Origin of the sequence: Pseudoalteromonas sp. BDTF-M6 (genome assembly GCF_018334135.1) — a bacterium.
GTDB lineage: Bacteria > Pseudomonadota > Gammaproteobacteria > Enterobacterales > Alteromonadaceae > Pseudoalteromonas.
Map to the genome: position 1 here is coordinate 500,247 of NZ_JAGXTQ010000003.1, position 12,637 is coordinate 512,883.

9 protein-coding genes are annotated in these 12,637 nt (G+C 48.0%); 6 read left to right on the forward strand and 3 right to left on the reverse strand.

The annotated features are described in order from the left end of the window. Positions 1–155: 155 nt before the first annotated feature. On the reverse strand, positions 156–368 hold the full coding sequence (cspE, locus tag KD147_RS09430; RefSeq protein ID WP_105189283.1) for a transcription antiterminator/RNA stability regulator CspE: 213 nt from the start codon (positions 366–368) through the stop codon (positions 156–158). A 437-nt stretch (positions 369–805) separates the two neighbouring features. On the opposite strand from cspE, the gene KD147_RS09435 reads away from it, so the two are divergent. Beyond that, positions 806–1,618: an alpha/beta fold hydrolase gene (locus tag KD147_RS09435; protein WP_212547656.1), complete on the forward strand. Its 813-nt coding sequence runs from the start codon at positions 806–808 to the stop codon at positions 1,616–1,618. Here KD147_RS09435 and KD147_RS09440 read toward each other — a convergent pair. Next, entirely contained in the window at positions 1,594–2,310 is a 717-nt protein-coding gene (locus tag KD147_RS09440; RefSeq protein ID WP_212547657.1) for a M15 family metallopeptidase, read from the reverse strand. The two genes, KD147_RS09435 and KD147_RS09440, sit on opposite strands and share 25 nt — an antisense overlap. A 156-nt stretch (positions 2,311–2,466) precedes the next feature. Continuing rightward, positions 2,467–7,776, reverse strand: coding sequence for a S8 family serine peptidase (locus KD147_RS09445; RefSeq protein WP_212547658.1), 5,310 nt, complete (start codon positions 7,774–7,776; stop codon positions 2,467–2,469). A 377-nt stretch (positions 7,777–8,153) separates the two neighbouring features. On the opposite strand from KD147_RS09445, the gene KD147_RS09450 reads away from it, so the two are divergent. The 5 genes from KD147_RS09450 (at position 8,154) to KD147_RS09470 (ending at position 12,576) form a co-directional block, all read left to right on the forward strand. After that, the gene (locus KD147_RS09450) at positions 8,154–8,993 is read left to right on the forward strand and encodes a MipA/OmpV family protein (RefSeq protein ID WP_212547659.1); all 840 of its coding nucleotides are present in this window, start codon (positions 8,154–8,156) and stop codon (positions 8,991–8,993) included. 15 nt (positions 8,994–9,008) lie between these two features. After that, positions 9,009–9,383 (forward strand): DUF3019 domain-containing protein, encoded by a 375-nt coding sequence (locus KD147_RS09455; RefSeq protein WP_212547660.1) that lies wholly within the window; start codon positions 9,009–9,011, stop codon positions 9,381–9,383. Positions 9,384–9,385: 2 nt separating this feature from the next. After that, positions 9,386–10,075, forward strand: a complete 690-nt coding sequence (locus KD147_RS09460; protein ID WP_212547661.1) for a response regulator transcription factor — start codon at positions 9,386–9,388, stop codon at positions 10,073–10,075. After that, entirely contained in the window at positions 10,068–11,267 is a 1,200-nt protein-coding gene (locus KD147_RS09465; protein ID WP_212547662.1) for an ATP-binding protein, read from the forward strand. The genes KD147_RS09460 and KD147_RS09465 overlap by 8 nt, the downstream gene beginning before the upstream one ends. A gap of 340 nt (positions 11,268–11,607) precedes the next feature. Then, complete coding sequence (locus tag KD147_RS09470) at positions 11,608–12,576, forward strand: endo alpha-1,4 polygalactosaminidase (RefSeq protein WP_212547663.1); 969 nt, start codon at positions 11,608–11,610, stop codon at positions 12,574–12,576. Positions 12,577–12,637 lie beyond the last annotated feature (61 nt).

Genomic DNA, 12,637 nt, shown 5'->3' on the forward strand with positions numbered 1-12,637 from the left:
TGCTTTCTTATAGCAATTACAATTTTTATGCTCAAAGCAAATTAGGGAGTGAAGCTCTAGAAAAGCTTAAATAAAAAACCGGGAGGTAAAAATAGTGGTAAAGAGGAGAGGTTAACGGGTGGAGCGAGGGCGCCCCACCTGGATATGCCAGCTAATTAGATAGCTGTAACGTCAGAAGCTTGAGGGCCTTTAGCACCTTCTTCAACGTTAAATTCAACTTGCTGACCTTCTTGAAGGGTACGGAAACCGCCTTCAGCAACGATAGCACGGAAGTGTACAAACACGTCTTTGCCGCCATCAGTAGGAGTAATAAAACCAAAGCCTTTTGCTTCGTCGAACCATTTAACTGTACCAGTTGTTTTAGACATAGTGTCTCCAAAATATTTAAATTAAATAATGTGTTGCATTGCAACATCAGAATTGCCGAACTAAGTACTAGCTAACACGAGTGGCTTACGCTGCATAAATTCGGGTGGAACACTAACTGGGTAGAACACACGAAGAACTGAAGTACAAAAGCAAAATCGAATCTGGGTAGAACTCATCAGACGCGTGCATCCTAACACAAGGGGGCGAGATCACCTAAGCTTTAAGTCACTTTTTTGTATATTTTTTATTCATTGAGATGAAAATCCGCCTTGCCCCCTACAAACCACACCTCAGAACCGCATTTATTATTAATCTAGGATCAATGTGTTACAGTACTATTTGTACAAAATTTGGGTTGCAGGATCGTATTGGCTTTCTCTCGCCCGAGCTAGTTTTACCTAATCCATCTAGCTAATAATTAATTTTGAGTGTCAGGATGACTAAATTTAGTGCCTTTTTATTGCTGTTTATCTCCCTTAACCTCAATGCCAAAGTCGCTTATGTGACCTTGGGTGACTATCGGGTCGAATACGAATTACGTGGCGAGTCTAAAGCCACCTTGCTGCTCGAGGCCGGTGGCTCGGCCGGCCTAGAAGACTGGAACCCCATCTATGACCAGCTCGCCAGCGAGTACCGCACCCTGCGCTATTCGCGTATTGGCAACGGCGGTTCCACCGCGGTGCGCAAAAATTACAGCTCAGAAGAATACGCCGACGAGGCGCTGGCATTGTTTGATGCCCTGAAAATTGATGGTCCGGTGATTTATATCGCCCACTCGTATGGTGCCTATATTGCCCGCACCTTCGCCGCTCGATATCCAGAAAAAGTAGCGGCACTAATGCTTATCGAGCCGGCATCCGAACACGATGTTGATATTATGCGCCAGCTCGATTTAGCCAAGGCGGAGCGCGAAATAGCCCAGGTAAAGCGTGATGACATGATAAACGGTATGTCGAATCAGTACCTCGACTTTTGGGCCAAACGTCCCTTACCCGATTACCCGGAGATAGCCGATATTCCGGTGACCGTGATCGCCTCGGTTAAACGCTATGAAAATCCGCCGCTGTTATTTTTTACCGATAAGGCCAGAAAAATGTGGGGCGAACTGCACAGAGATTGGGCTTTGGCCTTCCCGCAAGGGAAAATCGTCCTTACGGATAAAAGCTATCATTTTCCGCAACGGGATGAGCCCGAGATGGTGCTAAAGGAAATTAAGGCGCTGGTTCAGCGCACCACAAAATCAAAATAGGTGTTGGGATAGGGCTGGGGGTTTAAAGAAAAGTGCCACCACTCCAGGGGGTAAGGAGCAAAACCCTGGGCCATCATTAAATCCCGCAACAAATAACGATTTTTTCGCTGTGCGTCATTAATACGTGGATCGTCCGTATTCGACAGGGTATCGAACATATCAAAGGGCGAGCCCATATCCAGCTCTTGGCCACTGCTGCTGTCCACCAAGGTCAAATCGACCGTGGCGCCACGACTATGACCGGATTGAGCGGCAATATAACCCCCCAGTAATTTATCTTTACCTAAATTCGGATAGTACTGGGTCTTGGTTTTGGTATCGGCGCCATCCTTAACCCAACGCACAAAATGATCCACCGCACGCTGCGGTCGATAGCAATCAAACACCTTCAGGGTCAGGCCTTGTGCCTTTGCCGACTGTTGCACACGCACCAGAGCGTCGGCCGCACGGCGCTGCAAAATGCACTTGGGGGCTTGATAACCCGTTACTTGAGTGCCGACAAAATTGTTGCTGCCAAAGTAGCGAATATCTTTTTCTATGCTGGAGTCAAGTTCACCAATAGCAACAAAGTCCTCCGGCAAGGTGCTACTGGCTGCCGCACTTGCAGTCGCACTTGCAGTCGTATTTGCATTCGCGCCGACGAAAGCACTAAAGAATAACGAGGCGAGGTAAAAGGAAGTCCGCTTTTTCATGATATTAGGGCCTAATCGCACCTGAGCTTTTAAAAATAACATACCCTAATTAAAAAGCTGGATAAAGAGCGGTTAGAACCCGCTTTATCGCAGGCATAAAAAATGCCGCTTACTTAAATAGTAAGCGGCATTAAGCTGTTAACTAGATTGGGTTAGTTAAGCTTTTTTACGGCGGAACCAGGCTAGCGGGCTAAGTAGTAATAACCAGGCTAGTGAACCTGAGCTTGATTTGCTCTCTGGTTCTGGCGTTACCGTGATTTGCTCAGCGGTGATAGTTACTACTACGTCGCGTGTAGTTACCATGTCACCATCGCTTACGCTTACGGTGAAGATATGCTCACCTTCGCTCAGACCAGTCACATTGGTTACCGCTGAGTTTGGAGACTCAATTGTACCCGGACCTTCCCATTCGAATGTGATTGCATCACCATCAACGTCCATTGAAGCACTCGCATCAAGCGTTACTGTGTTGCCTTCCGTCGCTGAGATAGCAGTTTGTGCTACTTCGGCTGTTGGTGCGTCGTTTACATTCGCAACGGTCAGAATGAAGTTCGTGCTCACGGCATCAGATGGATGCTCAATATCAGCCACTTTAACGGTTACTTCAATCTCACCAGAGAAGTCTTGAGCCGGAGTGATAGTCACGGTGTTACCATCCACTTCAGCAGTCATGTTGTCGCCACTGACGAGAACTTCATTCGCTGAGTTAAGTTCGTCGATGTAGGCTACGTCGAAGGTAATTGACTCTTCTTCATTGGTAGTCATGTCTTCTAGCTCAACAACGGTGATGTTGCTAGGCACAGACAGGGTGTGTGACTTAACCAGAGGTTCCATGCCATCCATGTCGATATTCGCTGTGAATTCCATGTCACGACCAGCTGATGCAGGTGTGATATCGGCCCATGCAGTAACTTCGAACTGTGATGACTCAGGACCGACGTAATCCATACAGATAACCATGTCGTCTTTAACTACTTCGTCTACTTCGTTGAAGTTGATAGAGCGACCTAGGTAACCCTCTAGCGGACCATATGGGTGTAATAGACCCCTAAAGCCCTGGATACCAATACTACCGCGGCTGTCAGTCGAACCGAAATCGATGTTGTCATACGCTAGGTAGATTTCATGCTCGTTTTCACCAAAGCGGGTGTACGGCGTAAAAATCATTTCAAAGTCAAACAAGTTGTCTTTTTTCTCCCATACGGTTTGACCGGTCATACGATCATAGCCCTGGTAGGCATAGTCTGACGCGTTATCCCACTCGATAACTGTCCAGTTACCGGCTCTCGCCAGAGTAATACCCTCTTGCGAGCTCAAGCCTAGGCTCATGACATCGTTTGCGAAACCCGGGGAGAAACCACGCCATAGTGGAGCCACACTCTCAAATGGGAAGGCTTCGTACGGGTACTTACTGTGCCAAGCTCTAAAATGAGGACCCGGGCTGAACGACACTTCACCAGTAGGGCGAATCGCCATAACGCCATAGTCGTAATTCAGCGCATCGGCATTGTTGTACAGACTGATGTTCTCCAGCTCTGGGTACAACCAGTTAACAGGAAGAACATGACCATTACGGTAGTTGATCTCATTAGTGTCAGGGTCGAAGCCACTCAAAAATGGCGCTAAACCTGCCATACGTAGGTCAACATAACCACCCGAGTTTGGCAGACCAAAGTTAGGTGTACGACACGATTGGTCGGTGATGCTGTCGGTGACGATGTAATCCGGCTGTACCTCTGAGGTATCTTCTTGCGTACCAGAGATAGTCAATACGCCGTCGGCTACTTCAATGTTTACGTCGCTGCGCGAGCTCATCACGTTGTCAGCATGAATGTTTAAGCCTTCAGGGATGGCGGCAGTGAACGTAAAGTTACGGTCCATGCCCGTGGTGTTTGCAAGCACTTCAAACGTAAATGGTACCGCATCGCCGATTTTTGCACCATCTTGTGGCACATCAAGATTAACACGGTCCACGCCACGCACTAGCTTGAATGGAATTGAACCAAGGTTACTTGGGTTAACCGCCGAGGTACCTACATCGATCATGCTGTAGAATACATCGCCCTCTTCCATATCCAAATTCCAGGCTACGGTCATGTCTACGGTATTAATACCGTCGCCCGCAGGTAGAGATGCGGTAATATCGTCGCTGATTTGGTCGCTAACAACAGCCACTGCATATTCAAAGGTCTCTTCAAAGCCTTCATTACCATTGTCTCTGTTGTTATACAGCATGTACCAATATTCACCCTCTTCTGGGTTATTGATATTACAGAAGTTTTTGATCATGCTGTGGTTTGATGCACACAAGATTTCGTCTTGCGGCTGGATTACACCATCGCCGTTGTAGTCCTTACCTATGTATACCAGAGGGTTGCCAAGATCCGGCGTACCTTCTAACCCAGACTCAGCATCCAGGACTTCAAGAATCAAACGCTTGCTGTTAGCAGGCACTGTCACAAAGCCAGAATGCACGGCTTCATCAAGAACGTCTTCAGGATTTACCGTATCGGTACGGTTCATTGCCCATGGGTATGTGCTGTCATCATCTTTTGGAATCGTCGCTGTTTGCACATCGGCTTTAGTTGGTTTGTAAGCATGCGCAACTGGCGCTTCCACTGCTGGCAGAGTAATGCCCTTAGCAACTAAGGTGTCCTTATTCGCGTGCGCTACGGTGCCAACGCGTGAAGGCAGCTCGCCACGGTCATACTTGAACGCCATTGGCCAATGTGCATCTGGAATATCCGCTTCTTCGGCTTTAAAGATCAGATTAGTGTGCAGCTCAACTTCTGCGTTACTAAACATGTCTTGTGTATCCATAACGGAGGCTTTAACTATGATGGTTTGCGTTTCACCAGCCTTCAATGAGAAGGTCTCTGGGATAATCTCAATGTTTACACCATTTTGCGCAGCTTGCTGACGCATATCAAACGCCCAGTTCACCACGTCTTCATGGCTTACCGTCCAGGTACCGTCTTTGGTTGCTTTAACCGTACGCACCCACTGACACTCAGGAGCACAAGAGAAGTCAACCAGGTTAGGAAGGTTTAGTTTATGCGGTGTACCACCATTGTATGGGTCTGCAGCAAGGAAGTTTTCTGCCGATTCATCCATAATAAGGCCAGACTTAACCGCATTAGCCACGTTGATACGACCGGTACCGGCACGATAGATTTGCGCTTTGTCAGACTGGCTACCTTCTTGGTTAAGACGCCAGTACTGAACTACGTTATCAGCGGTCATCATCAGCGCCGATTGCACTTCTGCTGCGGTCCACTCTGGGTTTGCTTGACGGATCAAGGCCATTGAGCCGGCAACGTGTGGCGAAGCCATCGATGTACCGCTGCTCATTGAATAGTCCAGACCGAAAGGTGTAGGTACAAACGGATGCTCATCCGAGTACGCAGCATAGATATTCACACCCGGTGCAGCTAGCGTAGGTGCAAGCACTTCAATGTTAGAGAAAGAAGGGCCACGTGATGAGAATCGTGCAAGCCAGTCCGCGTCCTCTGCATTAATACGACGCTCAACAACGGTAGGCTTAATGGTGATCATATGGCCTTTTTCGCTGAAGCTGTCTACCCAGTCCTCGAGGCCATCTTCTGGGTATACACCATTCCACTGGTCATAGGTGAAGTGAACACCCGGTAGCGCATAGCTTTCTGGCACTGTACCTTGAGCACTGTCACGGTTATACATGATGAAGCCATCTGCACCACCGGCTTGAACGTTTTCTACTTTCGCAGTACGAGCGTTTGCATTAGGATCTTGTGGATGGTGACGCTGACAGATAACGATAACGTTTGTAGAGCCATCGGCCGCACCTGGGATAGCCGTACCATCTTTGAAGAAGTCAAAGGTACCGGCCGGGTACTCGGCTGCACAGTAGCCATTGAAATCTTTAGTGCCATTGACATCTGCATAGTCTTTGGCCCAAACCACCACGCCGGTGATTTCTTCTTGGTTGATTGAACCACCGACAAGACCCATTTCTGACCAGCTTGGTACTTCTGAGCCCATAGCCGGGTCGATGAAGCCCGCGTATTCAACACCAGTTTCAATAACGACGCTACGGCCGTGTGTCGTTGCCGCCACTTGGGCAAGCCAAGGTGAAGAGTTATCCAAGTAACCTAAACACTCAGACGCACCACATACGCCAGTACCCGAGTTACCCGCTGCCGCAGCAACGTTGATACCCGCTTCACGCGCAGATAGGAAGGCAAGTTGAACCGGGTCGGCCCACACGTTTGAGTCGGCACCACCGATTGAGAAGTTGATTACGTCAACACCATCTGAGATAGCATCTTCGATACCGGCAACAAGCGCTTCACCCGGACAACCCGCGTAGCCGCTTGCATTTGTCGAGTGACATACCTGGTAAGCAATAATGTTGGCATGCGGTGCTACACCAGAAATTTCCGGGAACAAGGCATCGGCAAGAATTTTACCGTCTTGCTCTTCACCGATGCCCGCAATCATATAAGGCACGTCTTTTACTACGTTACCCGCAGCCGTTGAGGCTACGTGTGAGCCGTGACCCTGGTAATCTTCACCAATAGCTGGCCAGCCTGGGATCATTTCTGCGTAGGTATCGGTGATCACGTCGTATGAACGTACACCAATTAGCTTGTCATTACATTGAATGTGCTCTGCATCTTCAACACAGTCACCCACGTATTGACCTGCACCCCAAGGGTTAGCGTGGTCATAACCGTCACCGCCAATATCGGCGAATGAAGGGTGATCCGAGTTAATACCGGTATCGATAATACCGATGATTTGACCTTCCCCCTTGTGCTTTACACCCGTTGGAGAAGCCATGCCTGACCATACCTGATCGGCAGAAATTTGCTTGGGACCTTCATCAGTCAGAAGATCATAATGCTTAGAACGCATTACCGAGGCGACGCTACCCAGGTTTGCGATACGTGCCGCTTCCTGCTCGGTCATTTTTACCGAGAAACCATTGATGGCTTTGGTGAATTGACGACGCATTTCGGTGCGACCTGTCAACCCGGTTACTTCTTGGAATACTTGTTGTTGCTTGTCACGTAGCTGACGCTCATAAGTCACTACTGCTTTTGAAGTAGGTTGACCACGTTCAAACAACTTCGCATTAGAATCGCCAAGAGAGCGAGTAAGGGGTGAGTTTGGATCCTTCGCGGCAACGGCTACAGAGGCGTCTTTCAAACGCACGATGTAGATGTGTTCACCGTCGATATTTTCCTCAACAAATTTACTTTGATGAGCGTTTAGTTGTACGTTCACCCCTTGTACTTGCGCATCCATCTGCTGGTCAAGGTTAAGCTCTTTTTGTAGAGCATGAACGTCCTGTGCAGTAAATGCAGGTGCTTTTAGCGTATTCTTTACACTTGTTGTTTGTTGGTCTGTACCAACTGCTGCATAGAGTGTACCCGCACTAAAGAGTGCGACACCAACTGCAGAAGCAATAGTGGTTTTTTTCATTTTGAACCCTAACTTAGTAAGTAATTAAGCTATAATTTCGAACAGGCCGAAATTTTTTAACAGCTCGATTCAATCACATTAACAACAGCCATCACCAACAACTCTGTGTACACTTTTGTACAGCATCAACACAAAATAAAACACCTCATTAACACCAGAAACAGCGGGTAACCTAACTCGGAGTAATGTAGCAATTTGTACGGGGAATTCTGTTAACATTATGAAAACACCATAAAAATCATAAAGATACGAAATTATCGCTGTTTTCCCCGTGGATTCGTGCTTTGCCAAAACCCTGACACTGCGCTAACGTGGCTTGCGTAATATCGACAAATAATTAAGATTCAGTTAAGACAGAGAAGGAACACAACTGAAACATGAATAAACATATCGCCCTTGCGTGTACATTATTTTCCGCCTCGGTACTGAGCCAGAATGCGCCCAGCGAGTCGGCGCAATTTATTGAGGTAGGTACATTAGAGGCGTCTATCACCGTGGGATATGGTGGTATCGAAAACCCGATTCGGGGAGCGGATAACGTCACTTCTGTTATTCTTCCGCACTTGGCTTATTATGGTGAGAAGTGGTATTTCGACGACTTTGCTTTGGGCTACAGCCTGCACCAGGACCAATCCTGGTACGTTGATGTTATCGGTGCTTTTAACGAAGACGGCTTTTTCTTCGAGCTCGACGGCATAGATAAGCTCTTTGCCACCTCGGCGGTACGCGACTCGCCGCGCCCAGGAAGACCCAATGCCACGCCAATCAATTTGACGCCGATAGAGCGCAGCCTGGCCTACGAAGGAGGCCTGGCACTCGGTTACAGCGCCAAAAACTGGGGCCTTGAACTTAGCACCCTGCATGATATCAGTAGCGTACATAACGGTTTGGAAAACAAGTTTATTGCCTATTACAGTCAGAATTTACTCGGTGGTCAGTTCATTGCCGAGGCCGGACTCACTCATAAAAGCACCGAGTTAATAGAATACTACTACCGCGTCCACCCAGGCGAGGCATTGTCTAAGATCCCCCGCTATAAACTAAGTAGCGCGCTCAATTACCATGTAAAACTGGAGTACAAATATCGTCTAAGTGAACAATTTAGTGCTATGCTAAATATCTCAAACACTTGGATTGACAGTGACTTAAGTGATACACCTATGTTTGATCGAGACCAGTATATGACTGGCTTTACCGGGATTACTTTTGAGTTTTAGCAGTACTAACATCTTATGCTAGTTAATTACTTTGTCGCCCTATCTATGCTACCCGCATCCATGCAATCTGCTGTGGAGGGTACCCTTAAGGTATCTCCTCACACCTGCATCGGCGAGCTGCAAGCCGCCAGTTGCACCATGGAAATCCATGTCAATGCGGCGTCGGCTTTGGCGGAGCAACTGTGTATCAGTATTGCTCTGCCAAAGCGACAATATGAATGTTTTAACGGCAACAGGGTGTCGGTGACCTATCGAGTCACGCTTGAAGCCACCACCACTATCACTCTCACCGATCAATCTGGAATGGTACTGGCAGAACAAAAACTCGAGGTGGGGAAACTCGCCTCAAAAAACTATCGCGTAAGAAGACGTTTTGGTTGGGGTATTTAACATTGACGCACCAGGTTCTACTTATAGAAGACGACAAGGAGTTAGCCAGCCTAATTAGTCGTTACTTAAGCAAAAATGGACTTGATGTAAGCATAGTAAATAGTATCGCCGCCTTTAAGGCCTGCTTCGACCAACTGCAGCCGGATATCATTCTCTGCGATGTAATGCTCCCAGATGGCAATGGCTTCGAGCTCTTTCCCCTGCTTAAAAAGCATTTTAGCTGCCCGGTGCTCTTTTTAACGGCCTTAGACTCGGATCGCTCACAAATAAAAGGGCTTAACCTGGGTGCCAACGATTATTTGATCAAGCCTATTCGCCCGGAATTATTACTCGCACGCATCAACAACAGTTTGCGTATCAGCGGCAAAGGCGAAGCCACCAAGGCCATAGGCCCATTAAAATTAGATACCACGCATCGTCAACTCCAGTACCAAAAGCATCAGCTCAACCTTAATGACGATGAAATCCGACTCTTTACCCTGTTTATCCAAAACTATCCCACGCCTTTGTCACGGGAGACCTTGTTTAAGGAAATCATCGGCCGAGAATACGACGGACTAGATCGCGCCGCCGATCTTAAAGTGAGCCGTTTGCGCCGCAAAATTCGCGATCATGGCATTGAAGGGCTAGACATTATCTCTATTCGCGGCGAAGGCTACCTGCTTCAAGTACCGACCGAGCACGATGCGTAAGCAGTTTTTTCGCCTCTACGTATTTATCATTGTTAGTGTTATCGCAGCACTGATCGCCTTTGGGCAAATCTATCAAAACTATGTATTTGAACAATCCCCCAGCATTGCCCTGCCGGTAAGCCAATGGCCAGCGCTGATCGATAATAAGGGCGATAGCCTGGTCAGTTTAAATCGACACGATCTCGCCCTGCCTCCAACCTTGGCACAGCAGCTTAACAAGCAAAAAATGCTGACGGTGGTCCAAAGCGAGGGCAATTTTGTTTATGTCCTTGGTAGCGGCGATAAGGCCGACACAGTGTATCGCATCGGACCTATTACCGTGGCGCCACCGCCGGATGAACATAGCATCTATTTTTTGTTGGTCTATAGCGCCATTGCACTTCTGGTGATGTCATTTATCTGGCCGGTATTCAAAGATTTAGCCGAGCTAAAACGCGCCTCTCGACGCTTCGCCAGAGAAAAGAAAGCCTTCACCGCCAAGGTCAAGCCCAGCTCTACCGTCTACCCCCTGGCGCAAACCCTGAGCGAGATGTCGGAGCGCATCAGTAAGTTTATTCAACTACACGAAGATTTATCGCGGATCATCTCTCACGAAATCCGCACACCCTTGTCACGAATGCGCTTTGTGCTTTCCTTGCATAGCGATCTCGATGAAGAAATTCAACACACCATGCAACGCAATATCGACGAAATCGAAAACCGTCTTTGTCAATATTTGGATTTTGCCCGGGTCGAGTATTTAACTCAGCCCCTGCAATTACAGGCGCTTGATGCAAAAGAGTTTATCAATCAAGAAGCGAGTAAGAATCAGCTCTTTACCGATGTCAATATCGAGACCCAGGTGGCCTTGGACAAGCTCTATTGTGAACCTAATAGCTTTGCAATTCTGGTTCAGAATCTGCTCTTTAATGGCGTTAAATATGCCCAACATCAAGTAGTATTAAGGCTTCATCAACAAGATCAAATGCAGGTGCTGGAAGTCTATGACGATGGCCCCGGCCTGCCCAACGACGCAGACTTATTGTTAGCGCCCTTTTCATCTTCCAAAGACAGTGCGGTTGCCAGCGGTTACGGTCTCGGTCTTTATATCGTCGAGCGTATATGCTTATGGCATGGCGGCCAGTTATCCTTGGGTAACCATCCGCAGACAGGTGGAGCTCATATTCGCATCTGCTGGCCGCGACAGCTCTAACACCTGAAACCCACTCCATATCAAGCCACCTTCCCCCCTCAGCACTGATGCAAAAAACTGAATAGCCTTATACCCAGCGCCTCCGTTTAAGATGGTTTTTCAACCTGTATTTACCTTATTAAATTCAGATAGCTAATGACCCCCCCCCAGATTGCAGTCAGTGACATGGCATTGCAATAGGCGAAACACCGCCGGCTTTCAGGGAAAATTCAGCTTAAAACACGCAAAATATTAATACTTTTTACTTATTTTTAACCCTTTTGTACGAAAAAAACTAGTGGACTTCGAATTTGCGTCATACACTTTTTTTCATACTAAAAATTAATACTTTAGGCTTGAAATGCGCTCAAAATACAATGTCTTACTCTTGTCATTATTGATTAGTTGCGGTGCGCTAAACGCCGCGCCAAGCACCCAACAAAAAGAACAAACCACGGCTTTTGCGGATTACACCATATTTAAGAATGCAGGTCCGGATACCGGCAAACAATGCCGTCCGCGTAAGCTCTGTGAAGAGCCTGTCGACCCGGCTCCAGAACCCGATCCGGAGCCGGAACCCGAGCCCGAACCTCAGCCACCGAGTGAAGGGTTTCTCAGTGCCGGCGCCAGTTATCAAATGCAGCTCCAAGGGGCACTCAATACCGAATACGCTGTCGATGCCTATGTCTTTGATCTGTTTGATGTCAGCGCTCAGACCATAGCCGAAATTAAAAGCAGCGGCGCCAAAGCGATTTGCTATTTCTCTGCCGGCACCCACGAAGAATGGCGCCCTGATGCCAATGATTTCGCCGCCGAAGCCATAGGCGCTCCGCTTGGCGACTGGCCCGGTGAGCACTGGCTGGACACCACCCATGAATCGGTGAAGGCGGTGATGTCTGCACGTATCGCCTTGGCTAAAAGCAAGGGTTGCGACGCCGTCGATCCGGATAATGTCGACGTACACACCCAGAAAAGCGGCTTTAGTATCAGTTATGAACAGCAGCTCAGCTATAACCGTTTTCTGGCAACTGCGGCCCATGATCAACAACTGGCGGTGGGTTTAAAGAATAATCTGAGCCAATTGGCGGACCTGCACAGCTACTATGACTTCGCTATCAACGAGTCATGCATTCGCTGGAATGAATGTGACATGCTACGTCCCTTTGTAGATGCCAACAAACCCGTATTTCACGTTGAATACCTGGGGGTGAGTGGTGTTGGTAGCCCCGAGTTTAGCGAGATGTGCGCCACTACCGACGCACTGGGCATTTACTCGGTCGTCCTGCCCCTTGAGCTGGACGACGCCTATCGCTTTAGTTGCAAAGAATAAACTAGCGACGGCGTAATTAGCTGTAATATTATTTTGTCCCCTCCCGAGGTAAATTGGTGGC

Bases quoted from the DNA above. Each gene is read 5' to 3' on its own strand.
- KD147_RS09465 (WP_212547662.1), top strand. From the start codon at position 10,068: ATGCGTAAGCAGTTTTTTCGCCTCTACGTATTTATCATTGTTAGTGTT.
- KD147_RS09445 (WP_212547658.1), bottom strand. From the start codon at position 7,776: ATGAAAAAAACCACTATTGCTTCTGCAGTTGGTGTCGCACTCTTTAGT.
- KD147_RS09435 (WP_212547656.1), top strand. From the start codon at position 806: ATGACTAAATTTAGTGCCTTTTTATTGCTGTTTATCTCCCTTAACCTC.
- KD147_RS09455 (WP_212547660.1), top strand. From the start codon at position 9,009: ATGCTAGTTAATTACTTTGTCGCCCTATCTATGCTACCCGCATCCATG.
- KD147_RS09470 (WP_212547663.1), top strand. From the start codon at position 11,608: ATGCGCTCAAAATACAATGTCTTACTCTTGTCATTATTGATTAGTTGC.
- cspE (WP_105189283.1), bottom strand. From the start codon at position 368: ATGTCTAAAACAACTGGTACAGTTAAATGGTTCGACGAAGCAAAAGGC.
- KD147_RS09450 (WP_212547659.1), top strand. From the start codon at position 8,154: ATGAATAAACATATCGCCCTTGCGTGTACATTATTTTCCGCCTCGGTA.
- KD147_RS09440 (WP_212547657.1), bottom strand. From the start codon at position 2,310: ATGAAAAAGCGGACTTCCTTTTACCTCGCCTCGTTATTCTTTAGTGCT.